Origin of the sequence: Parablautia sp. Marseille-Q6255, from assembly GCF_951230155.1 — a bacterium.
Taxonomy (GTDB): domain Bacteria; phylum Bacillota; class Clostridia; order Lachnospirales; family Lachnospiraceae; genus Choladousia.
The window spans coordinates 369,258-392,918 of record NZ_CATNVD010000001.1 but is presented as its reverse complement, the minus strand read 5'-3'; the positions used below and the strand labels follow the sequence as shown (position 1 = coordinate 392,918).

Below are 23,661 nucleotides of genomic sequence, written 5' to 3'. Positions count from 1 at the left end.
GTCCGGTCGGATGGTATCAGAAGAGCTTGTCACCGGATACATGTTGCAGCAGCATTTCCTTGCTTTGCAATACGTATGCAGCAACTCAAAATACGTCAAAATATACAAAAAAATGAAAAATATATTTGACTTTTTGAATTAATATGATAGACTTAATGTGTGCGACAATAAAATAAGTCGTTTCACGCCGGTTTTTGCTGCCGGTTTTTTTTGGCGGTGAAAACTGACTATATATTTAGGAGGAATGCGTAACATGGCAAAATGGGTTTATATGTTTACGGAGGGAAATGCCACGATGAGAAATCTCCTCGGCGGAAAAGGTGCGAACCTTGCTGAGATGACGAATCTTGGCCTTCCGGTACCGCAGGGCTTTACGATCACGACGGAGGCCTGCACCCAGTATTATGAGGACGGCAGAAAGATCAACGATGAGATCATGGATCAGATCATGGAAGCCATTGAGAAGATGGAAGGTGTGACAGGAAAGAAATTCGGTGATAAGGAAAATCCGCTTCTCGTTTCTGTACGTTCCGGAGCAAGAGCTTCTATGCCGGGTATGATGGATACGATCCTGAACCTCGGTCTGAATGAAGAGGTAGTGGAGGTCCTTGCTGAAAAATCCGGTAATCCGCGTTGGGCATGGGACTGCTACCGCAGATTTATCCAGATGTTCTCCGACGTAGTAATGGAAGTAGGAAAGAAATATTTTGAAGAGCTGATCGACAAGATGAAGCTGGAAAAGGGCGTGACGCAGGATGTTGAGCTGACAGCTGAGGATCTGAAGGAGCTTGCAGATCAGTTTAAGGCAGAATATAAGGAAAAGATCGGGGCTGACTTCCCGACGGATCCAAAGGTACAGCTGATGGAAGCGATCAAGGCAGTATTCCGTTCCTGGGACAACCCACGTGCAAATGTATACCGCCGCGACAACGATATTCCGTATTCCTGGGGTACTGCAGTCAATGTCCAGATGATGGCGTTTGGAAATATGGGCGATACATCCGGTACAGGCGTTGCCTTTACACGTGACCCGGCAACAGGAGAGAAGCACCTGATGGGTGAGTTCCTGATGAACGCTCAGGGCGAGGACGTAGTTGCAGGTGTACGTACACCGCAGAAGATCTCTCAGCTTGCAGAGGTGATGCCGGAAGTTTATGCGCAGTTTACAGAGATCTGTGCAAAGCTTGAGGATCACTACAGAGATATGCAGGATATGGAGTTTACGATCGAGGATAAGAAGCTGTACATGCTTCAGACACGTAACGGCAAGAGAACGGCTCAGGCTGCTCTTAAAATCGCTTGCGACCTCGTAGACGAGGGAATGATCACAGAAGAAAAGGCAGTTGCCATGATCGATCCGCGTAACCTTGACACGCTGCTTCATCCGCAGTTTGACCGTGCAGCGATCGTTCGCGCGACACCGGTCGCAAAAGCTCTGGCTGCTTCACCGGGAGCTGCCTGCGGACAGATCGTATTCTCAGCAGAGGACGCAAAGAGCTGGCATACAATGGGCAAGAAGGTCGTTCTGGTACGTCTTGAGACTTCACCGGAGGATATCGAAGGCATGAAGGCTGCTGAGGGTATCCTGACTGTCCGCGGCGGTATGACCTCTCATGCAGCAGTTGTTGCACGTGGTATGGGTACCTGCTGTGTATCCGGCTGCTCTGAGATCGTGATGGATGAGGCAAATAAGAAATTCACACTGGCAGGAAAAGAGTATCATGAGGGAGACTGGATCTCCATTGACGGTTCGACAGGTAATATCTATGACCGCGTGATCCCGACTGTAGATGCTACGATCGCAGGCGAGTTCGGCAGGATCATGGGCTGGGCAGACAAGTTCAGAAAGCTGAAGGTAAGAACAAATGCGGATACTCCGGCAGATGCAAAGAAAGCCCGCGAGCTTGGCGCAGAGGGCATCGGTCTTTGCCGTACAGAGCATATGTTCTTTGAAGGGGACAGAATCGATGCATTCCGCGAGATGATCTGCTCCGATACAGTAGAGGAAAGAGAGGCTGCACTGGAGAAGATCCTTCCGGTACAGCAGAGCGATTTTGAGAAGCTGTACGAGGCTCTTGAGGGCAACCCGGTAACGATCCGTTTCCTTGATCCGCCTCTTCATGAGTTTGTACCGCAGACCGAAGAAGATATCAAGAAGCTGGCAGACAGTCAGGGCAAGACAGTAGAGCAGATCAAAGCGATCATCGACGGTCTCCATGAGTTCAACCCGATGATGGGACACAGAGGCGTCCGCCTGGCAGTTACTTATCCGGAGATTGCAAAGATGCAGACAAGAGCAGTCATCCGTGCAGCGATCAATGTGCAGAAGGCTCATCCGGACTGGGACGTATGCCCGGAGATCATGATCCCGCTGATCGGCGATGATAAGGAGCTGAAATTTGCAAAGAAAACAGTTGTAGAGACGGCAGATGCTGAGATCGCAGCAGCAGGCAGCGACCTGAAGTATCACGTAGGAACGATGATCGAGATTCCGCGTGCTGCTCTGACGGCAGATGCGATCGCAAAAGAAGCGGACTTCTTCTGCTTTGGTACAAATGACCTGACACAGATGACTTTCGGATTCTCCCGTGATGATGCAGGCAAGTTCCTGGAGGCATACTATGAGAGAAAGATCTTTGAGAACGATCCGTTCGCAAAGCTCGACCAGAATGGTGTCGGCAAGCTGATGGAAATGGCGATCAGTCTCGGCAAGTCCGAGAATCCGGATCTGCATGTAGGTATCTGCGGTGAGCACGGCGGCGATCCGTCATCCGTAGAGTTCTGCCACAAGATCGGTCTGGACTACGTTTCCTGTTCACCGTTCAGAGTGCCGATCGCAAGACTGGCGGCAGCACAGGCAGCTATCAACGAAAGTGGGAAATAATAGATACTGACAAATATATTTATTTCACAACGCTTGTAGTAACCAGAAAAGATGTCAGAGAATATATGGCATATCATCTGGATTGCACGAAAGCAAACCGATTTAAAGATATTATTTGTAAAATCTATATATAACTCTCGAAAGAGGCTGTCGCTTTAACGAATATATTTTCGTGAAGCGGCAGCTTCCCTTTTGCTGTTTTAAGGATAAAATCCATCAAAAAATGCTGTTATGTGTTCCGGTTCGAAGTTGAAAATGGCAGTATGAGTTTGATGGCGGCATCTTCCTTTTTTCGCTTTTATGATGTTAAACGGTAGCGGGTAATATTCTTCCAGTTGGGTGGAAACCCCATCTGTTCAAGTAATTCCTGTTCTGTAATATGTATCAGCTTTTTGTTAAGCTTTCCAACTTCTTGTACCAGGCGCTTTTTGAAAGCTATAAATTCTTTACTCGGCAGAAGATAGCGGAATGTAATCACAACAGAAAATAAGTCTTGTTTACCATATACTGGTTTCCTTTTTGCGGAATTGTCAGTTTTGCATGAAGTGGGGTATCCAGAATCTGATCAACAGTCTTATAAGTAAATAAGCGGTCACCATGAGCGCAGGCATTCCTGTATTTCGTCAGTACAGATAAATATCGTCCTAACTGTTTCTGATTGACAGATGGAAAATGCTTGCAGACCTTGGCACGGAGTGATTGTGGCAATACCTCATACATTTTCGATATACTACCAAAAGTCAATACATTTACTGTTACCCAGAGAGGGATATTTCCATATTGGTTTCTATGATAATTAACATACTCATATTCTGTTGTAGTAATGGCACCGTGCAATTTTTTAATTAAGCCGCCGATAGTTTTACGGTTTCGGGAACTGTTATTATAATTGTTTGGGTTCATGTATTCGGATTGAGAGTCGCCGTATAATTCTGTAAAATAATAGGCAATCAAATTGCCTATGTGACGTTCAATCTGAAGCAGATATTTCAGAAATAACTCTCTTAGTTCAGCATCAAATTGATACAGGGCAACAATCTCGTCAAAGGAAGTTCCAGACTTATACTTTTTGGTAAGAGGTATCCGGAATAAGTGATTATATCCCATCAAAGAAAAATAACCGATGCGTTGGAGCATTTCTTCAGCATACTGGCTATTCGATATTATTATGTTTTTGTCATTTAATGAAGTAACCTGTTGCGTAAAGGTTAAAAAACTTTTTGATGTAGCCATATGCTTGTTCTCCCATAAAATAAAAAAGAGGGAGAGACCCGTAGGTTCTCCCCCGCCTGTGGGCTTCGCAAGTTTCCACAGAACGATCACTGAGCTTAATATAGCAGAAATAGAGGCAGAAGTCAATAGCCTGAAAAGATCAGCCATATCCATTTGCCGGAGTCTGCCATCGGCTCAATATAGTGTATGTAGTATGGGCATCCATCATACATAGTAAGAATCAGGAAATATCCTGATTTTTCTGTGGTTCTTCCTGCCTGGAAAGATTTTTCCCCAAAATCATATCCACGTTTGAGCAGATTGTTTTTAATTCATTCTGGTAGGCTTCATACTGACTGGCTTTTAATGTGGTCAGTTTTTCTTTTTCGGCTTTTAGAAATTTCATGGAAGACAGTTTTCTGCCCTCGGAGTGTTCTTTCAGAATACGACGAGCAGTTTCGTAAAGAGTAATTTCGGATTGGTGTTCCTGCCGGAATTGCTTTTTGTTTTTGAATTTCAGAAACTGTTCATAAACAGTTTTATTTGCCAGATATTGTCCCGCGTAATGGATCTGTTCATTGACTTCCGGGAACGGGCGTGCTGGTCTATCTTCCGTTCCTGTTGGTATCAGGATGCCTAGCTGGAACCTTTACAGGCAGCTATCGCGAACAGGTAGGAATTATCAATGGACAGATACCATTGTACGGGTTCTCATAGACCTTAATTAAAAAATAAAATAAGATAAGCGTATCATTAGAAATAGTGGTACGCTTATTTTTTACCCCTATTGCACATTTGAGTACCATGACCGTTCTTCTATATAATGAAGTTAAGAACGGGGGTGCTTGTTTTCCACGCTGCTTTTCTGGCACAGGTCCTTCCAGAAGTGGCAAAATTGAGAAACGCTATATGATCATATTTCAGATAGTAGACGAAAAAATACGACATGCCCTGCCCCGCATTTGTGATACAGCTCATCTGAAGGTCTGAGATATTGTCCTTGCCGTATGGGTGCGTAACTATTTTTTTAAAAACAGTGAAAATGTACTTCCGTTTTGATCGGAGGAAACCTTGATGTATCCGTGTTGCTTTGTGATAATGTCGCGGGTCAGATACAGACCGATCCCTACGCCGTCCACACCGGAGGAATATTTTCCACGGTAAAATCTTCCGAAGATTTTTGCCTGCTCGTCTTCGGGGATTCCGGGGCCGTTATCGCAGATATCAAGACGCAGATAAGATGGGTATTCTGAGACGGATACGCGGATCAGACCATTGCAGGGAGTATATTTGATCGCGTTATCCAGAATATTTGTGATGGCTTCCGCTGTCCAGTTAAAATCAAGCTCTGCTTCAAAATTCTGTGTGGCATCAAAGGTGATCTGACTGTTTTTTTCTTTTGCTTTGGCATATACCGTTTTTACCGCCTGCAGGATAATATCGTTTAAGCTGTTTCGTTCTGGATGCAGGCAGATGATACCGCTTTCCAGGCGGGACATTTTGATCAGGCTGTTCGTCAGAAAGGTCAGCTTTTTCAGTGCAGTCTGCAGTGCGGCGGTATAGTCGCTGCGTTCGCCAAAAGACAGCTCTTCGTCATTTAACAGCTGGGCAAAGGTATTGGCAGCTGCCACGGGCGTCTTGATCTGGTGAGAAATATCGGAGATCAGCGTTTTGATCTGTTCTTTTTCCTGCGACAGCATTTGATTTTGTGCGATAAGAATATTCCGAAGCTTCAGGAGCTGATGCTGCAGCCGGGCGGTCAGTGTGTCTTCGTCCTCGGGAAAAGCGAGCGCTTCCTGTTGTTCGACAAGCGCTTCGATCAGAAGCGTGATCTTTTCCAGAAGGTCATCGTCATACCGGTTATGCAGGAAATCCAGTAAAAACAGGAGACTGCACAGCAAAAGAGGCGTCAGGCACACAAACCTTTCCAAAAAAGAAGACTGGTTCCACAACAGTGCCAAAATGCCTGCTCCGATGGTGACACAGGCAGCAAGCGTTAAAATCAGTTTGCGGTATAGCTTAAAATATTTCATGTCTATTCTCCAAAAGTATATCCCATACCAAAGACAGTAATAATATATTCCTGTTTATCATCGTGCAGCTTTTGACGCAGGCGGTTGATGTGGACACGGACGGTATTATCGTCAATAAAGTTTCCGTCCACATCCCACAGCTTTTCCAGAAGCATGGCTTTTGTTACGACCATTCCTTTGTTTTGCATCAGGCAGGTGAGCAGCTTGTATTCTGTAGAAGTAAGATGGATCTCTTCCCCCTTTAAAAACACGAGACATTTATCCGTATCTACATCCAGATCCCGGTAGTGGATCCGGGAGGTTTCGGAAATAGTCCGTTTTAAGATTGCCAGAACCTTTTTTCGCAATACCTCCAGTGGAAACGGCTTGGAGACATAGTCATCACAGCCAGCCAAAAAGCCGGAGAGCATATCCTCCTCGGTATCGTTGGCTGTTAAGAATAAAACCGGTGTTTCAGAGATCTCACGGATTTTCTGACACAGTGTCAGTCCGCTGCCATCGGGCAGGTTAATGTCCAGCAGGAACAGATCATACTTTTGCCGCTGGTACTTTTGCAGGGCTTCCAGATAGCCGGAAACGGCGGTAACCGTATGATGATCCTTCTGCAGAGCAATAGAGATGCCCCTGCACAAAAGCGTATCATCCTCCAGCAAAAAGATATGGGCCATGGTTTTTCCTCCTCCTATAATAGAATATAAAGGGGGCTGCTGCAACAGCCCCCGGCAGAGCTTGTCGGTGTCAGGTTTCAAAATTGTGCAGCCGTTCGATCACAGTTTCTCTGGAGATCGCCTGATAAACAATCCCCGGAGTGCCAAGGCATATCACAAAAATAGCTGCGATGAGGCCGAGCACAAGCCCGAAGGGATACGTAAACGCCGCATAGCTTGCGATATGTGGGACGGCGCGTGCGACCAGGAATAAAAAGGCATTTCCAAAGGTCATGATCAGTCCGGTAGAGATGAGGGCATAAATGCCGCCCTCCATAGTGAGGATCATCCGGATCTGTTTTTTCGTTGTTCCGATACTCTCCATGACAGCAAACTCGTATTTCCGGGATACGACGCTGGTGAGCATGACATTGATGAAATTTACCAGACCAATGACAATGAGCAGGATCGCTGCACCGTTGCCCAGCAGATTCAGGGAGTAGTTCGTCTGATTAAAAAACTGCATACGGGAGAGAGCACTTTTAAATTCCCACTGTGAGGAAGGGATCGTACGGTTGATCTCCTGCAGCTTTGCATCCATCTGCTCCAGCTGGTCAAGCTCCTGGATATCCACTCCAATGTATGAGATCACCGGTGTTTTGGTCAGACGCTGCATGCCTGCTTCGCTGACGTAGATCACATGGGGCACAGTATCCACAAAGGTACGTCGTCCGACACGGTCTGAGCTGTTACTGCTGTAATCATGCACGTCAAATGCCCCGCCGATGTAGAAGTCTGTCGCTGACGCATCCGGGCTGTCGGCAGTCAGTGTGAGTGTCTTTCCGATCAGAGCGGCGTTGGGGGCAAAAAAGTCGTTGTCAGTTCCGGAGATTGCGACCTCGCCGCGCTGATAAGCTTTTATATCTATGGGGACGGAGTGTGTCTGATTGTACGTCTCCAGCACAGCCTCATCATCGAGGGTCATAATATAGCACCCGTATTCGCCGGCAGCGGCGACCTGCCGCAGATCCTCTACCATTTCTTCATAAGATGTTCCTTTTGCACAATATCCACTGTCCGGGTAATGCACACGCATAAATTCTCCGAGAGCCGCTTCATCAAAAGCAATGGAGGCCCATACAGTCTTGCGCAGGTCAACAGATCTGACGCCGTCAAGCTGACGAAGCTGTTCTACAAAATGATCGTCAAACTGAGATACCTCTTTTTCGGGCTGGTCCGGCTGGACAAACTGAATGTCCTGATATTCAAAGTGGTAATCCATATCTTCCCTGATAAAATTTTCCACTTTGAAGCTTTTGACAATCCCGTTTACCCCGAGGATCATGGTGATCCCCATAAAGAGTGACAGGAATACAAGGACCGCCCGTTTTTTATCACGGAAGACATTGTGCACAGCCATCACGTGCAGCTTTCCTCCGTTTGTAGAATTTCGGTCTTTTCTTTTTCCGGCAGTAAAGCTCTGGTATTTTAAGGCTTCGACAGGTGCGATCCTGGCGGCTGCCTTTGCAGGTGCGTTGCAGGCGAGAAAGACAGTGGCGGATGAAAACAGGACAGACAGCACATAAATGGACGGGTGGAAAAATACAACAATGTCCATCGCGGATTTTCCCTCGTCAAAGGCTCTTTTGAGGACAAAGGGAGCCAGCCCGAAGGAGACGGCAGTGGCGAGAAGAATCCCCACAGGAATGCCGATGAGAGCGAAACGGGCCGCCTGATTTTTTACCAGAGCTTTGATCTGCGTCTGTGTAGTGCCCAGTGTTTTGACCAGACCGTAAAAGCGAGTGTCCTTTGCGATGGAGATGTAAAGGACATTGTAGATCAGCAGATAACCGCTTCCAATAATAAAAAGCACGAGCAGAAGCAGCATAACAAACACAGAGCCGCTGGAGGATTTTATCTCAATGGAGCTTTGAAAAGACTGCCCTTCCTGCAGGGATATGTCTTCCTGGATCCGGTAAAAGTCATCCGGCATATTTTTTAAAGATAAGGAAAGAAGTCCGTCCGACTCCAGCGTATAGCCTGCGTTTTTACAGTAGCTTTCTGATACAAAGCCCATACCTGTACCGGTATAAGAGCGGAACCATCCGCTTAAAAGGAAGGTTTTTTGCTGTGGTCCGTTTTTATCGGTATAAGACAGGGTCAGCTCCATCCCCAGCGTCGGTTTTGTGATCCCAAGCTGTGAGAGCGCATCTTCACAGAGCATGATCTCATTTTCCTTTGCGGGATACGAACCATTTACCCGGCTGATCGTATCCAGATAATGCGTATCCCATTCTGCCTCATCGTAGCAGGAGAGAAGGATAGAAAGCTCACGGCCTTCTTCGTTTTTCTGAGAAACAGAGCCTACCGGATACTGGATACCGGCGGAGGTCACATAATCCAGCTTGCGGATCTGCTGTTCCTGTGCAGGCGTGGGCGTAGGCAAAGAAACCTGTGCGGTTGTGCCTGCCATGCGGATCTGCATGAGCGCAGCATTTTCTTTGTAGTTGATCCCCAGACTGAACACAGTGGTGATCATAAATGTCGTGAGGATGATCGCGAGTATTGCAAAAAGATTTCGTGTGCGGTTCGCTTTCATCATGCCCTTTTCCACACGTTTAAGAGCTCCCTTGTTTCGGTTAGCATGCATACCGGACACCTCCCGAAACAACCTTTCCATCTTCAATACGGATGATCCGGTCTGCCATCTGAGCGATTTCTTCATTATGAGTGATCATTACCGTTGTCTGATGGAATTGTCTGCTGATAGACTGCATCAGAAGGATCACATCTGTACTTGTTCTGGAATCCAGATTTCCGGTCGGTTCATCTGCTAAAATAACTGCCGGTTTTGTGGCAAGTGCGCGGGCGATCGCCACCCTCTGCTGCTGGCCGCCGGAGAGTGTATTTGGCATACTTTTGAGCTTCTTTTCCAGTCCGAGCGTACGGATGATCTCCCGCACAAAAGCAGTATCTGTTTTTCCGCCGTCAATTTCAATGGGATATACGATGTTTTCGTACACATTCAGAACCGGAAGCAGGTTGTAGTTCTGAAAGACAAATCCGATGTTCCTTCTTCGGAAGATCGTCAATGCTTCGTCCTTCATTTTCAGCAGGTTTTTGCCGCGTATCATGACGCTTCCGGAGGTGGGACGATCCAGTCCTCCGATCATATTTAAAAGAGTGGATTTTCCACTTCCGGAAGTGCCGACTACAGCGACAAATTCACCCTCGTCTACTGTGATGGATACACCGTCTAATGCGCGGACCTCGCTCTCGCCGCTGCCATATATTTTTCGAAGATTTTCTGTTTGCAAGATTGTCATAGCTATGACCTCCTCCTTTATTTTTACGTAACAGCTCATTTAAACGGATGGCTGAACTGTTGTGTTTTTATAGCGTCAGTATAGCAGACACTTCTTACAATCTTCTTACAGTCAAAGACATTTTTCAGGAAGTTCTCTGTGTCTTTGGTTCATAAAGCACCCGGATATCTGTTCCTGCCAGGCTCGCAGATATCTTTTCGGTTTCCTTATTATATCATAATGAAAGAAATCGCGCTATGCAGGTTTTATGCTCAGACATCAACCGTTTTGTGTGCCTGCGACGGGACAAAAGAGAGGGTAAATTTTCCGGACATTGTAAGGAGATTGTAAGAAGTATCTGATAAGCTGAGACTATAAAAAAGAGTTAGGAGGTTTTCATTATGACGATATTGGAAACAAAGGATTTACGAAAGATATACGGAACGGGAGAAAGCCAGGTACATGCGCTGGACGGCGTGTCCTTTACCGTAGACGAAGGGGAATTTGTCGCTGTAGTCGGCACTTCCGGAAGTGGCAAGTCTACGCTGCTCAACATGATCGGAGGCCTGGACCGGCCTACGTCAGGAAGTGTGACGATCCGAAAGAAGGATCTGCTGAACATGAAGGATGAGGAGCTTACCACGTTCCGAAGAAGAAACATCGGGTTTATCTTTCAGAACTACAATCTGATCCCGGTGCTGAATGTTTATCAGAATATCGTGCTGCCAGTGGAGCTGGATGGAAGAAAGACAGATGAAGCATTTTTAAAAGAAGTAGTAAAGGTGTTATCTCTGGATGAGAAGCTTGACAACCTGCCGGGAGCGCTCTCTGGCGGACAGCAGCAGAGGGTGGCGATCGCCCGCGCTCTTGTGGCAAAGCCGGCGATCATTTTGGCAGACGAACCGACAGGAAATCTGGACAGCCATACGAGTCAGGATGTGATGGAGCTTTTAAAGATGACCAGTGAAACGTTTCATCAGACACTGATCATGATCACACATAATACTGAGATTGCCCGGATGGCAGACCGTATTGTTCGCATTGAAGATGGCAGGATCATACAGTGAGAGGAGGGAGACAGATGAGACAATCGTACCAGCGCAGGAAGAAAAAAGCAGTAAAGCATCTGGCAAAGCAGTATTTTAAGAAAAACAGGATACGAAACATCGCTGCGATGCTGGCAATCCTTTTGACCGCATTTTTATTTTCCTCTATTACCGCTCTGGGCTTTCATGTCGTTTCCTCGATGCAGCTTTCTATGCAGATGCAAAAGGGCAGCAAGGCGGATGGAACGTTTGGCTATCTGACAGAGGAGCAGTATGAGCAGCTTGCAGAAAGTGATTTTGTAGAACAGGCGGGACACAGGCGCGTCGTTGGCTATGCCAGCAATGTCAAGGGGCATTCCATTGAAATCAATTATGCAGACAGCGTGCAGCAGGAGCTGACCTTTTGTGAGCCGACACATGGGAAAGCACCAAAAGCGGCAAATGAGATCGCGACTACGGACCGTGCGTTAAAGGCGTTTGGCGTAGAACCGAAAGAAGGAGCGGCAGTTCCTCTGGAATTTGAGATACGCGGAAAATCATATCATTATGATATGATCCTTTCCGGCTGGTGGGAGGCAGGCAACGATATGATCAGTGTTGCCATTGTATCGGAACCATTTGTAGAAGAAAACCCGGAGGTATTTCAAAACACATATCGAGAGGACCGGGAGATGGCCGGCGTCACCTACTCGGATGTTGTACTAAAGGATAAGAACAATATTCAGAAACAGATGGATGACTTTGTCCGTTCGATCGGCGGGAATTCGGAGGATATGAGCGCGGCGAACTTTATTCTTGCCGCGGAAAACAGGGTATCTCAGGGTCTGACATCGCCGGAATCCATTTTGTTTGCCGTGGTGTTTGTCCTGATGTTTGTCGTATGCGGCTACCTGCTGATCTACAATATTTTCGATATCTCTGTTATGCAGGATGTGCGCCAGTATGGGCTGCTGCGTACCATCGGCGTATCCTCAAAGCAGATCAGGAGTCTTGTGCGGTATCAGGCTGTGTGGCTTACCGCGATCGCTCTGCCTGTGGGACTGATCCTTGGATTTTTTGCAGGTTGGATGATGCTTCCGACAGTGATGGAGATCGTCAGCCTGGATCGGCGCGTATCCGGTATCCAGGTTTCTACCTCTCCGCTGATCTTTGTGATTGCGGCGCTGTTTACGATCCTGACCGTGTGTATCAGCATCAGAAAGCCTGCCCGGAAGGCGGCCACGGTATCTCCGCTGGAAGCAGTGCGCTACACGGAGCACAGCACATATAAAAAACGGACGGCCCGTCGCGGCAGAGGGGTAAAGCTGTCGCATATGGCGTTTTCCAATCTGGGGAGAAATAAGCGCCGGTCAGCCTTTATCATGCTTTCCATGCTGCTGTGCATCGTATTATTTAATTCGGTTATTGTCATAACGCAGAGCATGGATGAAGAAAAGGCGATCAGCCGAAACACAAAAACAGATTTTACAGTTTACAACTCGATCGCCTTTAATGTGGAAAAAGGCTTTCACTATCGCAGCGATGGCGTACCTCAGGCAGTGATCGACAGGATTTCACAGCAGCCGGGTGTGGAAAATGAACGGTACCTGTACCGGAATACATCGGATGATACAAATGTACAGGTAGATTATGGATTTGAAGGGCTGGAGCTTACACGAAATGAATATGGAGATCTGAAATGTGAGGGCGAGAATGGCTATCCGTTGGCCATGCAGGCGGATGAGGAAGGCCGTTGCTATGGAAATGTGATGGGCGCTTCAGAAAACTTCTGGGAGGATATGACGATTTTTGAGGGAGAGAAGGATCCTCAGGTCCTGAAGCAGAAGATGCTGACGGGAGACTATGTCATTGTAGGATGCGATATTGATAAACTGACCGGAGATCCGCGGCATACACGGCTTACGGATGCACTGCAGGTCGGAGACAGCATTTCATTTTATAAGGATGGGAAAATCGCAAAAACCTGCACGATCCTTGCCAGGGCCACTTTGGTGGGAACAGAATCAGAAACGCCCAGCACGACTACTGCGCAGGGACAGATCGGCGGCGATGCCCCCTTCGTATTTCTGCCGGACACCGCATTTAAGGAGCTGTATGAGGTGCCGACGCTGTTAAGCTATGGCTTTAATGTAGAGGAGTCCTTGCAGCCACAGATGGAAGAGATGTTAAGCAGCTATGTGGAACAGGATGCTTCGGCTGCTTATACCTCTACAAAGCTGCTTAAAGAGCAGGTGGCTTCGATCCGCAGCATGGTTCTGGTTGTGGGCAGCCTGATCGGAGGCATCATGGCTTTTGCCGGACTGATCAATTTTACAAACATGCTCATCACCAGCATCATTACGCGGCGTCATGAGTTTGCTACCCTGCAGAGTATTGGCATGACAAAGCGGCAGCTGCGCCGTCTGGTCGTCTGCGAAGGCGTATGCTATGCGGCAGGAGCGGATGTGATCGGGATCCTGACTGCGGCGGCTCTGGCCATGACTGTATTGAAAAACATGCTGAATTCGCCGTCTATGTGGTTTTTCAGTCTGCATGTGACATTGACACCGGCAGTGATGATCAGTGTACTATATCTGATACTGGCGTCTGTGATCCCCCTCCTTGTGCTGCATTTCTTCAATAATGGGACGGTGGTAGAGCGGCTGCGGATCACAGAGTAGAGGAGCAAGCGATGGTGACAGTATATTCTGGAAGATGATACGAAAAGCAGAAAGAATGTGGAAATATAAAGAAAAGCGTGATAGAATAGGGCATATTTGAGTTCAGATTTTTGCTCGAAACGAAAGAAGGGACATCCGAACAATGACAGCAGTTTATCTATCGCCGGTTTATCTTATTTTGTGTATATACGTTCTGATGAGAATGCTTTCCTGGCTGAAGGATTGCCATCCGCGTGCAGGCAGGCGTGATCTGCGGCTTCTGATCGTGCTGCTCTATGCGTTTCTGGCATGCAGCGTGCTGATCGCATTTTTACTGCCTCCATCCCCGATCCAAAGAGTCATGAAGCTGATCAGTAACTATTGGCTTGGCACGATGATGTATGCGCTGATGGTGACCGCAGCGGCAGATATTGTGCGGCTGATCCTCAAAAGAACCCGCCTGCAAAAAAATGAGAAGCTGTTTGGCACTACAGGACATGCGCTGATCGGAGCGCTCTGTCTGGTCATTGTGGCAGTGATCAGCGCGGCCGGGATCTGGAGCGCAGGTACGATCCGCCGGACGGAGTATGAGGTAACCATCCACAAAAAAGCGGGAGACCGGAAAACACTGGATATTGTGCTGGTGGCAGATCTGCATCTTGGGTACAGCATCGGCTGCTGGAATATGCAGCAGATGGTGAAAAAGATCAACGCGCAGAAGCCGGATCTCGTGGTGATCGCGGGAGATATTTTTGACAACGAGTATGAGGCACTTGATGATCCGGAGCGCCTGGCAAAGATCCTTTCCTCGATCGAGAGTACGTACGGTGTGTATGCCTGCTATGGCAATCATGATATCCAGGAAAAAATCCTGGCAGGCTTTACGTTCCCGCAGAAAGGAAAGAAGATGAGTGATCCGCGCATGGATGAGCTGCTGCAAAAGGCAGACATCCGTCTGCTCAGAGATGAGGCAGTGCTGATCGATGATTCTTTTTATGTATACGGACGCCCGGATTATGAGCGCCCGGGACGTGGGATTGATAAGAGAAAGAGCGCCGGTGAGATCACGCAGGAGCTTGACCGGACGAAACCGGTCATTGTGATCGATCATGAGCCGCGTGAGCTCTCTGCGCTTGCAGATGCAGGCGTTGATCTTGACCTGTGCGGACATACACATGACGGTCAACTGTTCCCCGGCAATATCGTGACCTCGTTTTTCTGGGAAAATTCTTATGGATATCTGAAAAAGGGACAGATGCACAATATCGTGACCTCAGGCGTCGGCGTATTTGGACCGAATATGCGTGTGGGGACGAAGAGTGAGATCTGTACGATTCGGGTCAATTTTGACGGAAGCGGGGATTTGGGTCAGAAAGAATAAAGGATATTTGGTGGTATAGAGGATGAAGAACAATCAGATTTTGAAAATATACGGCACAGATTATAAGGAAATGACGGCAGAGCTGCTCACCAGAGCGGATCTTCTGGGAAGGATCAAAGATAAAAGCTGCCGTATCGGCATCAAACCAAATCTTGTCTCTCCAAGTCCTGCCTCCTGTGGGGCAACGACACATCCGGAGGTGGTGGCAGGGATCATTGAGTATCTGCGGTCAGGCGGCTGCAGCAACATTGTATTGATGGAAGGCTCATGGGTGGGTGATAAGACGAGTGAGGCGATCGGAGTCTGTGGCTATGATGTGCTCGCGAAGGAGTACGGTGTCCCCTTTATTGATACGCAGAAGGAAGGGGCGTATGCAAAGGATTGTGCTGGTCTTGAGCTTCGTATCTGCGATTGTGTGCGTGACGTGGACTTTATGATCAATGTGCCTGTGCTCAAAGGACACTGTCAGACCAGGATCACCTGTGCTTTGAAAAATATGAAGGGACTGCTGCCCAATAAGGAGAAGCGCAGATTTCATGCGATGGGGCTTCATGAGCCGATTGCACATCTGGCAATGGGGATCCGTCAGGATTTTGTAGTGATCGATCATATATGCGGAGATCTTGATTTTGAGGATGGAGGGAACCCTGTAGTGCGCAACTGCGTAATGGCAGCCTGTGATCCGGTGCTGGCGGACGCATATGCCTGCCGTCTGCTTCATTATGATGTGGCGGAGGTTCCCTACATAAAAATGGCAGAGGCACTCGGAGCAGGCAGTGCCAATCTGGAGCAGGCGCAGATTTTGACCTGCCGCAGAGACGTTTTGGAGTCTCTGGAAGCGCAGGGGCATCCCGCTGAGACAGGGCTTGAGAAGGAGACTTTGTGGTTTTTGGAGGGACCGGATGAGGAGCTTCCGCTTTCCCGCCGGACCGTGGAGCTTCGGGACGCCGTGGAGGAGGTCGAATCCTGCAGCGCATGCTATGGATATCTGATCCCTGCGCTTGACAGGCTCCGGGAGGAGGGGCTGTTAAAAAAGCTGGACGATAAGATCTGTATTGGACAGGGGTATCGGGGCAGGACCGGGCATATCGGGATCGGACAATGTACTGCCGGGTTTGCGCATCATGTGGCAGGCTGTCCGCCGACAGAGGGACAGATTTATGAATTTCTGAAGGAGTATATCCATAGAATAGAAGCAAAGGAGAGCTAGTCGGGGGTTTGAATGGAAGCCGAAAGACGCAGGATCACCTTACTGATATTTACTGCACTGGCAGGACTGCTGGCAGGGAGCGCGATCCCGGAGCTGTTTCGGATGGGGACGGGGGATTACAGCGGGCTGCTGAGTCTTTACAGTCTGGGAAAGTATGAAGCCACAGAAGTGGCGGCGGCACGCCTGTTTCCTTATATTGTTTCTGTGCGTGTCCCGGTGCTGCTTTTTCTGTGGATGAGCTGCTATACGCCGGCGGGATTTTTATTCCATCTCGGATACATCTGGTGGCTGTCTGCTTCTGCCGGAATGCTTTTATCGGTCTTTTTGATACGGGATGGATACGAGGGACTTCTTTTGTTTGGGTGCTGTCTGTTTCCGCAGTGGATCATCTATGCGTCTATGTGGCGCAGGGAGCTGCAGGTGCTGCTGCGGCATTTTGACCAGAGAGGAGGCGGCAGCCGGCCGTGGGCCAGTCTGCCTGCTTCAGCAGCAGAGTCGTACAGCGGGAAAATCCTGACTGTGATGCAGGGATCTGTAAGGCGGGAGCTGTCTGAGTTTTTCGTACTTCTCGGAAACTGTTTTCTGGGCTGTGCGGCAGAAGCCTTCCTTGGAATATGGACTTTGAAAATATATTTGGGGCTTTTTCGATAAAAACGATAAAAACCGCGTATTTTCACGGAAATTCTCATTGATTTCACCCGAAAAATCCGTTATAATCACTATGCTTTACAGGATACGGGAGAAACAGGAGGAAAGCCTGTTTTGGGAGAAATTTTGAGGCGAGGAGTTATGTGGTATGGGAATAGAACTGCCCCTTTTTATTGATTATCTGAAAGAAGAGAAAAATGCGTCAGAAAGTACGGTGAATTCGTATCGGTGCGACCTGAAGAAGCTGAACCAGTATCTGCTGGAGCATGGGATCGAGAACGTGCGCAATGTCACTGCGACGAATCTGAATTCCTACGTACTGTATCTGGAAAATCAGGGAATGTCTACCGCGACTGTCTCGCGCAACGTTGCGTCAATGAAAGCATTTTTTCATTACGAATGCTTTCGCCATACGATAGATGAGGACCCCACGGCGTCTATAAAGGCGCCGCACATTGAGAAAAAGCTTCCCGGGATCTTAAGTCAGGAGGAGACGAAGCGTCTGCTGGAGCAGCCTTGCGGAACGAAGCCGAAGGAGCGGCGCGACCGCGCGATGCTGGAGCTTTTGTATGCGACAGGTATGCGGGTCACAGAACTGATTTCATTAAAGCTTTCGGATATCCATCTGCAGATGAATTATGTCGTATGCCGGGATGGCGATCGGGAGCGGGTGATCCCATTCGGGGAGAATGCGAAGCGTGCAGTAGATCAGTACCTTAAGGACGGGAGAAAAGCGCTGCTCAAGGAGGCTGATTCAGAGTATCTGTTTGTGAACTGCTCCGGGCAGATGATGAGCCGTCAGGGCTTCTGGAAGCTTGTAAAGAAATATGCGGCAAAGGCCGGGATCGAGGCAGATATTACGCCGCATACGCTGAGGCACTCTTTTGCGGCGCATCTGGTACAAAACGGGGAGGATCTCCGCGCGGTGCAGGAGCGGCTTGGACATTCCGATATTGCCACAACGCAGGTTTATTTAAATATGAATGCACAGCGGGGGCGCTTTGCATAAATAAGGCATATCATGCCGGAAATCACAGGGCTGCAGGGCAGCTGGAAAGGGGATAAGAAGATGCTGGATGCAAAAGTAAAAGAGCTGTTGAACGAACAGGTCAACAAAGAGTTTTATTCAGCTTATCTGTATCTGGATTTTGCCAATTTCTATAACCGCAGAGGACTGGACGGTTTTTACAACTGGTTTTATATCCAGACACAGGAAGAAAGAGATCATGCGATGCTGTTTATGAAGTATCTGCAAAATAACAGTGCAGACGTGGAGCTCCTCATGATCCCGAAGCCGGAGATCTCTCTGGAGAGACTGGAGGATCCGCTGCATGAGGCAGTGAAGCATGAGGCATACGTGACCTCTCTGATCAATAACCTGTACGACGCTGCACAGAGTGCCAAGGATTTTCGGACCGTACAGTTCCTTGACTGGTTTGTAAAGGAGCAGGGAGAGGAAGAGAAGAACACGCAGGATCTCGTCACGAAGATGGAGCTGTTTGGAAGTGAGCCGAGAAGTCTCTATATGCTGGATAACGAATTAAAGGCGCGTGTGTATACAGCGCCGTCCCTGGTATTATGATCAACAACACAGATATGGTCTGACTGCGGCGAACGCAGACAGCTGTTTGGGAGAAAGACTGCAGTACGCGGAAAAAGGCGTGGCGCAGTCTTTTTTGCTGTGTGCCTGCCGGTGCATGCAGGATGCAAAAGAAATGACAGGAAAGAGCGAAATATGGGTGGATTGCTCGATATAGGTCGAAAAAGGAAAAAGCTGTTGTTCAATATAACGAATAAAAATCTTAAGAATTTCAATGAACAGCAAAAAATATTCTATGTTTTACCGGAAGCAGATTGTGTATAGTATCAACATAAACAATGGTACGGACAAAATGTGCCGAAAAGAAGGAGGAACTAGCAATATGAAAAAGAAATTATTTGTATTGACAATGGCAGCAGTTATGGGTCTTTCCCTTACAGCTTCCGCAGAGGGCGAAGTGGCAAACAAGGATAAGCCGCTCGTATGGTTTAACCGCCAGCCGTCTAACAGCTCTACAGGTGAGCTCGATATGGCAGCGCTTTCCTTCAACGACAATACATATTATGTAGGCTTTGATGCAAATCAGGGTGCAGAACTTCAGGGTACGATGGTTCTTGATTACATCAAGGCAAATGCGGCAACGATTGACCGTAATGGTGACGGTGTGATCGGATATGTTCTGGCAATCGGCGATATCGGACATAACGATTCTATCGCACGTACAAGAGGTGTCCGCAAGGCTCTCGGCACAGGCGTAGACAAAGACGGCAACATCAACAGCGAGCCGGTTGGTACAAATACAGACGGTTCTGCAACAGTTGTTCAGGATGGTACACTGGAAGTTGACGGAACAACATATACAGTTCGTGAGCTGGCTTCTCAGGAGATGAAGAACTCTGCAGGTGCTACATGGGATGCAGCTACAGCAGGAAATGCGATCGGTACATGGTCTTCTTCTTTCGGCGATCAGATCGATGTAGTAGTTTCCAACAACGATGGTATGGGAATGTCCATGTTCAACGCATGGTCAAAAGATAACAAGGTTCCGACATTCGGATACGATGCAAACAACGATGCAGTAGCAGCGATCGCAGAGGGATACGGCGGAACGATCAGCCAGCATGCAGACGTACAGGCTTACCTGACACTTCGTGTGCTTCGTAACGCTCTTGACGGTGTTGATATTGACACAGGTATCGGTACAGCAGATGAGGCAGGCAATGTTCTTTCTGAGGATGTATATGTATACAACGAGGAGCAGCGTTCCTACTATGCACTGAACGTAGCAGTTACAGCTGAGAACTACGAAGAGTTCACAGATTCTACAAAGGTTTATGAGCCGGTATCCAACCAGCTGGATGAGGCTACATCACCGGTTAAGAAGGTATGGCTCAATATCTACAATGCAGCTGATAACTTCCTGAGCTCCACATACCAGCCGCTGCTTCAGAACTATGATGACATTCTGAACCTTGAGGTTGAATACATCGGCGGTGACGGACAGACAGAGTCCAACATTACAAACCGTCTTGGAAACCCGAGCCAGTATGATGCATTTGCGATCAACATGGTTAAGACAGACAACGCAGCTTCTTACACAGCTCTGCTTAATCAGTAATATCTATTGAAATAAGGATGTTAAGATTAGGGAGAAGAAATTCTCCCTAATCCTTTTGTTCGGGAAAATTTGTATGAAAACACAGTAAACCATGTATACAGGAGTAAAAAAATGGCAGATAAGAAAGATGATATTGTCTTATCGATACGCGGCATGAGCAAGTCCTTTGGACGCAACCGGGTCCTCGATCACATCAATCTGAATGTGAAGCGCGGCACGGTTATGGGACTCATGGGAGAAAATGGCGCCGGTAAGTCAACAATGATGAAATGTCTTTTTGGTACATACCAGAAGGATGAGGGAAGCATCTTCCTTGATGGAAAGGAAGTAAGCTTCTCAGGTCCGAAGGATGCTCTTGAAAACGGTATCGCGATGGTGCATCAGGAGTTGAACCAGTGTCTGGAGCGCAACGTGATCGATAATCTGTTTCTCGGCCGCTATCCGGTCAACTCGATGGGGATAGTCGATGAGGGCAGAATGAAAAAAGAAGCGTCTGAGCTTTTCAGAAAGCTTGGCATGACCGTAAACCTGACACAGCCGATGAGAAATATGTCTGTTTCACAGCGGCAGATGTGTGAGATCGCAAAGGCGATCTCCTATAATGCAAAGGTAATCGTTCTGGATGAGCCTACCTCGTCCCTGACCGTACAGGAGGTAGAGAAGCTTTTCGGAATGATGCGTATGCTCAAGGAGCAGGGGATCTCACTGATCTACATTTCTCATAAGATGGATGAGATCTTTGAGATCTGTGATGAGATTTCCGTACTGCGTGACGGTAATCTGGTCATGACAAAAAGCTCAAAAGAAACAGATATGAATGAGCTGATCGCAGCAATGGTAGGACGTTCTCTTGAGAATCGTTTCCCGCCGGTGGACAATACACCGAAGGAGCCGATCCTGTCGATCCAGCACCTTTCCACAAAGTTTGAGCCGCATCTGCAGGATATCACCTTTGATGTACGGGAGGGAGAGATTTTTGGTCTGTATGGACTCGTAGGTGCAGGCCGTACAGAGCTTCTTGAGACGATCTTTGGCGTCCGTACCAGAGCGGCAGGCCGTGTGTATTTCAACAACCGGCTGATGAATTTCAACAGTGCCAAGGAAGCGATGGATCATGGTTTTGCGATGATCACGGAGGAGAGAAAGGCGAACGGACTCTTCTTAAAGGGTGACCTGACCTTCAATACGACGATCGCGAATCTGGAGCAGTACAAAGCGGGACTGGCGCTGTCTGATCAGAAGATGGTAAAAGCGACCTCAAAAGAGATCAAGATCATGCATACAAAATGTATGGGACCGGAGGACATGATCTCAAGCCTTTCCGGAGGAAACCAGCAGAAGGTTATTTTTGGAAAATGGCTGGAGCGTGAGCCGAAGGTGTTCATGATGGACGAGCCGACACGAGGCATTGATGTCGGTGCAAAATATGAGATTTATGAGCTGATCATCAATATGGCAAAGCAGGGAAAGACGATCATAGTTGTTTCTTCTGAGATGCCGGAGATCCTCGGTATTACAAATCGTATCGGCGTTATGTCCAACGGACGTCTTTCCGGTATTGTGAATACGAAAGAGACGAATCAGGAAGAACTTTTGAGACTCAGTGCAAAATACCTATAATAAGGGAGATTAACAGATATGGCAAACGGAAACGGGAAAATCCTTACGGCAGAGCAGGAGCTTACGCTGCGCAGGCCGATCGAGGAATATGTGGGTAATATCCAGAAAAAGATCGACAGCCTTCGTGTAGACGGTACAGATAAGGTTGTCAGCCTTTTAAACAGTATCGAAGGCTTAAAGAGAGACCGCAGCCTGACAAAAGAAGAGCGCGAGGCGCAGACGGCAAGCATGCGCAGCGAGCTGCAGAAGGCAAAAGCAGTTGAAGAAAAGAATAAGGGCGAGATCTCCAGGCTGATCGCAGACGCAGAGGCGTATCTGAAAGCGCACTTTGATAAAGAGTATTATCAGCCGGTGCTGGAGAGCTGTGCGCAGGAGAAAGTAAAGGCAAAAGAAAGATATAAAGAAAATGTTGCAAAACTCGAAAAAGAGCATCAGGCAGCTGCAGCGAAGCTGACAGATCACCAGGAGCAGAAGGATGAGAAGTATGTATACAAGAACCGTCTGTTTGACGCAAAGGTGAAGCTGGAGCAGGAACTGCAGGAGATCAAGGACAGACGGCATGCTGCTTATACCTATAAGTATCATCTGATCGATATGCTGCGCATGTCGAAGTTTACCTTCCTTGAGACGCGGGCTCAGAAGTGGGAAAACTACAAGTATACGTTCAACCGCAGAGAGTTCCTTCTGAAAAACGGTCTGTATATTGCGATTGTTCTGATCTTCGTAGCGCTGTGTATCATCACACCGATCGTAAAACATACACCGCTGCTTACCTACAACAACGTACTCAACATCCTTCAGCAGGCGTCTCCGAGAATGTTCCTTGCGCTCGGTGTTGCAGGACTGATCCTCCTGACTGGTACAGACCTTTCCATCGGTCGTATGGTAGGTATGGGTATGACAACAGCGACGATCATCATGCATCAGGGTATCAATACAGGTGCAGTATTCGGACATGTATTTGACTTTACAGGACTTCCGGTCGTAGTGCGCATGTTCTTCGCTCTGATCATGTGTATTATCCTGTGTACCTGCTTTACGTCACTGGCAGGCTTCTTTACAGCCAAGTTCAAGATGCATCCGTTTATCTCAACTATGGCAAACATGCTGATGATCTTCGGTCTTGTTACATATGCGACAAAGGGTGTATCCTTTGGTGCGATCGAGTCATCCATTCCGGGTATGATCATCCCGAAGATCAACGGATTCCCGACGATCATCATCTGGGCCGTTGTAGCAGTTGTGATCGTATGGTTTATCTGGAACAAGACAACATTTGGTAAGAATCTTTACGCAGTAGGCGGAAACCCAGAGGCAGCAGCTGTTTCCGGTATCTCCGTATTCCGCGTAACAATGGGTGCATTCATCCTTGCAGGTATCCTCTATGGCTTCGGCGCATGGCTGGAGTGTGCGCGTATGGTTGGTTCTGGTTCTGCTGCGTATGGACAGGGCTGGGAGACAGATGCGATCGCAGCCTGCGTAGTCGGCGGTGTATCCTTTACAGGTGGTATCGGTAAGATCTCAGGTGTTGTAGTCGGCGTGCTGATCTTTACAGCACTGACCTACTCTCTGACGATCCTTGGTATCGACACGAACCTTCAGTTCGTATTCTCCGGTATCATCATCCTGGTAGCGGTAACACTTGACTGCCTGAAATATGTGAGAAAGAAATAAAAAAAGATTTATAAAAAAGCTGTTGTAGTCTGCAAGGCGGGCTGCGACAGCTTTTTTCGTGCGTTTGACGATGCATGTTTCTTAAGTGTGCAAAATTCGCGTCTGTTGGGTAACGAGAAAATGATAGTCGGATAAATTGTTGTGTGGCGAATGATGCGCATGGTGGTGTGAGGAGGGAGTTAACCACTCTCTCCTCAAGTATTA

General features: G+C 47.9%; 18 protein-coding genes. 12 read left to right on the top strand and 6 right to left on the bottom strand.

Annotated elements, in window-relative coordinates:
* Positions 1-253 precede the first annotated feature (253 nt).
* A complete protein-coding gene (gene ppdK, locus QOX44_RS01860) occupies positions 254-2,884 on the top strand; it encodes a pyruvate, phosphate dikinase (RefSeq protein WP_283680951.1) in 2,631 nt (876 codons plus the stop codon).
* A gap of 474 nt (positions 2,885-3,358) precedes the next feature.
* On the opposite strand, the gene QOX44_RS01855 is transcribed toward ppdK, so the two are convergent.
* The 6 genes from QOX44_RS01855 to QOX44_RS01830 all read right to left on the bottom strand — a co-directional run bounded on the left by QOX44_RS01855 (position 3,359) and on the right by QOX44_RS01830 (position 10,102).
* Positions 3,359-4,117: an Abi family protein gene (locus tag QOX44_RS01855; RefSeq protein ID WP_283680950.1), complete on the bottom strand. Its 759-nt coding sequence runs from the start codon at positions 4,115-4,117 to the stop codon at positions 3,359-3,361.
* A 220-nt stretch (positions 4,118-4,337) separates the two neighbouring features.
* Positions 4,338-4,502, bottom strand: coding sequence for a hypothetical protein (locus QOX44_RS18035; protein ID WP_331488286.1), 165 nt, complete (start codon positions 4,500-4,502; stop codon positions 4,338-4,340).
* Positions 4,503-5,115: 613 nt separating this feature from the next.
* On the bottom strand, positions 5,116-6,129 hold the full coding sequence (locus tag QOX44_RS01845; RefSeq protein WP_283680948.1) for a sensor histidine kinase: 1,014 nt from the start codon (positions 6,127-6,129) through the stop codon (positions 5,116-5,118).
* A gap of 2 nt (positions 6,130-6,131) precedes the next feature.
* The gene (locus tag QOX44_RS01840; RefSeq protein WP_283680947.1) at positions 6,132-6,797 is read right to left on the bottom strand and encodes a response regulator transcription factor; all 666 of its coding nucleotides are present in this window, start codon (positions 6,795-6,797) and stop codon (positions 6,132-6,134) included.
* Between the two features lie 70 nt (positions 6,798-6,867).
* Positions 6,868-9,426 (bottom strand): ABC transporter permease, encoded by a 2,559-nt coding sequence (locus QOX44_RS01835; protein ID WP_283680946.1) that lies wholly within the window; start codon positions 9,424-9,426, stop codon positions 6,868-6,870.
* Positions 9,416-10,102 (bottom strand): ABC transporter ATP-binding protein, encoded by a 687-nt coding sequence (locus tag QOX44_RS01830; RefSeq protein WP_283680945.1) that lies wholly within the window; start codon positions 10,100-10,102, stop codon positions 9,416-9,418. Before QOX44_RS01830 ends, QOX44_RS01835 begins: the two co-directional genes overlap by 11 nt.
* Before the next feature lie 380 nt (positions 10,103-10,482).
* Here QOX44_RS01830 and QOX44_RS01825 point away from each other — a divergent pair, with 380 nt between their 5' ends.
* The 11 genes from QOX44_RS01825 (at position 10,483) to QOX44_RS01775 (ending at position 23,457) form a co-directional block, all read left to right on the top strand.
* Positions 10,483-11,148, top strand: coding sequence for an ABC transporter ATP-binding protein (locus tag QOX44_RS01825; RefSeq protein WP_283680944.1), 666 nt, complete (start codon positions 10,483-10,485; stop codon positions 11,146-11,148).
* 14 nt (positions 11,149-11,162) lie between these two features.
* Positions 11,163-13,787, top strand: coding sequence for an ABC transporter permease (locus QOX44_RS01820; protein WP_283680943.1), 2,625 nt, complete (start codon positions 11,163-11,165; stop codon positions 13,785-13,787).
* A 142-nt stretch (positions 13,788-13,929) separates the two neighbouring features.
* Positions 13,930-15,147, top strand: a complete 1,218-nt coding sequence (locus QOX44_RS01815; protein ID WP_283680942.1) for a metallophosphoesterase — start codon at positions 13,930-13,932, stop codon at positions 15,145-15,147.
* 22 nt (positions 15,148-15,169) lie between these two features.
* Complete coding sequence (locus QOX44_RS01810; RefSeq protein ID WP_283680941.1) at positions 15,170-16,357, top strand: DUF362 domain-containing protein; 1,188 nt, start codon at positions 15,170-15,172, stop codon at positions 16,355-16,357.
* Positions 16,358-16,369: 12 nt separating this feature from the next.
* Positions 16,370-17,008: a hypothetical protein gene (locus QOX44_RS01805; RefSeq protein WP_283680940.1), complete on the top strand. Its 639-nt coding sequence runs from the start codon at positions 16,370-16,372 to the stop codon at positions 17,006-17,008.
* Between the two features lie 145 nt (positions 17,009-17,153).
* Positions 17,154-18,014 (top strand): site-specific tyrosine recombinase/integron integrase, encoded by an 861-nt coding sequence (gene xerA / locus QOX44_RS01800; RefSeq protein WP_283680939.1) that lies wholly within the window; start codon positions 17,154-17,156, stop codon positions 18,012-18,014.
* Between the two features lie 60 nt (positions 18,015-18,074).
* Positions 18,075-18,587 carry a ferritin gene (locus tag QOX44_RS01795; RefSeq protein WP_283681023.1) on the top strand — a complete coding sequence of 171 codons (513 nt, stop codon included), beginning with the start codon at positions 18,075-18,077 and terminating at the stop codon, positions 18,585-18,587.
* Between the two features lie 46 nt (positions 18,588-18,633).
* A complete protein-coding gene (locus QOX44_RS01790; RefSeq protein WP_283680938.1) occupies positions 18,634-18,762 on the top strand; it encodes a hypothetical protein in 129 nt (42 codons plus the stop codon).
* A 165-nt stretch (positions 18,763-18,927) separates the two neighbouring features.
* On the top strand, positions 18,928-20,163 hold the full coding sequence (locus QOX44_RS01785; protein WP_283680937.1) for a substrate-binding domain-containing protein: 1,236 nt from the start codon (positions 18,928-18,930) through the stop codon (positions 20,161-20,163).
* A gap of 111 nt (positions 20,164-20,274) precedes the next feature.
* Positions 20,275-21,783 (top strand): sugar ABC transporter ATP-binding protein, encoded by a 1,509-nt coding sequence (locus QOX44_RS01780; protein ID WP_283680936.1) that lies wholly within the window; start codon positions 20,275-20,277, stop codon positions 21,781-21,783.
* 18 nt (positions 21,784-21,801) lie between these two features.
* Complete coding sequence (locus QOX44_RS01775; RefSeq protein WP_283680935.1) at positions 21,802-23,457, top strand: ABC transporter permease subunit; 1,656 nt, start codon at positions 21,802-21,804, stop codon at positions 23,455-23,457.
* The last annotated feature ends 204 nt before the right edge of the window (positions 23,458-23,661 follow it).

Coding starts and splice junctions, on each gene's coding strand:
- QOX44_RS01830 (WP_283680945.1), bottom strand. CDS start 10,102: ATGACAATCTTGCAAACAGAAAATCTTCGAAAAATATATGGCAGCGGC.
- xerA (WP_283680939.1), top strand. CDS start 17,154: ATGGGAATAGAACTGCCCCTTTTTATTGATTATCTGAAAGAAGAGAAA.
- ppdK (WP_283680951.1), top strand. CDS start 254: ATGGCAAAATGGGTTTATATGTTTACGGAGGGAAATGCCACGATGAGA.
- QOX44_RS01820 (WP_283680943.1), top strand. CDS start 11,163: ATGAGACAATCGTACCAGCGCAGGAAGAAAAAAGCAGTAAAGCATCTG.
- QOX44_RS01795 (WP_283681023.1), top strand. CDS start 18,075: ATGCTGGATGCAAAAGTAAAAGAGCTGTTGAACGAACAGGTCAACAAA.
- QOX44_RS01810 (WP_283680941.1), top strand. CDS start 15,170: ATGAAGAACAATCAGATTTTGAAAATATACGGCACAGATTATAAGGAA.
- QOX44_RS01835 (WP_283680946.1), bottom strand. CDS start 9,426: ATGCATGCTAACCGAAACAAGGGAGCTCTTAAACGTGTGGAAAAGGGC.
- QOX44_RS01775 (WP_283680935.1), top strand. CDS start 21,802: ATGGCAAACGGAAACGGGAAAATCCTTACGGCAGAGCAGGAGCTTACG.
- QOX44_RS01825 (WP_283680944.1), top strand. CDS start 10,483: ATGACGATATTGGAAACAAAGGATTTACGAAAGATATACGGAACGGGA.
- QOX44_RS01855 (WP_283680950.1), bottom strand. CDS start 4,117: ATGGCTACATCAAAAAGTTTTTTAACCTTTACGCAACAGGTTACTTCA.
- QOX44_RS01840 (WP_283680947.1), bottom strand. CDS start 6,797: ATGGCCCATATCTTTTTGCTGGAGGATGATACGCTTTTGTGCAGGGGC.
- QOX44_RS01805 (WP_283680940.1), top strand. CDS start 16,370: ATGGAAGCCGAAAGACGCAGGATCACCTTACTGATATTTACTGCACTG.
- QOX44_RS01780 (WP_283680936.1), top strand. CDS start 20,275: ATGGCAGATAAGAAAGATGATATTGTCTTATCGATACGCGGCATGAGC.
- QOX44_RS01815 (WP_283680942.1), top strand. CDS start 13,930: ATGACAGCAGTTTATCTATCGCCGGTTTATCTTATTTTGTGTATATAC.
- QOX44_RS18035 (WP_331488286.1), bottom strand. CDS start 4,502: ATGAAATTTCTAAAAGCCGAAAAAGAAAAACTGACCACATTAAAAGCC.
- QOX44_RS01845 (WP_283680948.1), bottom strand. CDS start 6,129: ATGAAATATTTTAAGCTATACCGCAAACTGATTTTAACGCTTGCTGCC.
- QOX44_RS01785 (WP_283680937.1), top strand. CDS start 18,928: ATGAAAAAGAAATTATTTGTATTGACAATGGCAGCAGTTATGGGTCTT.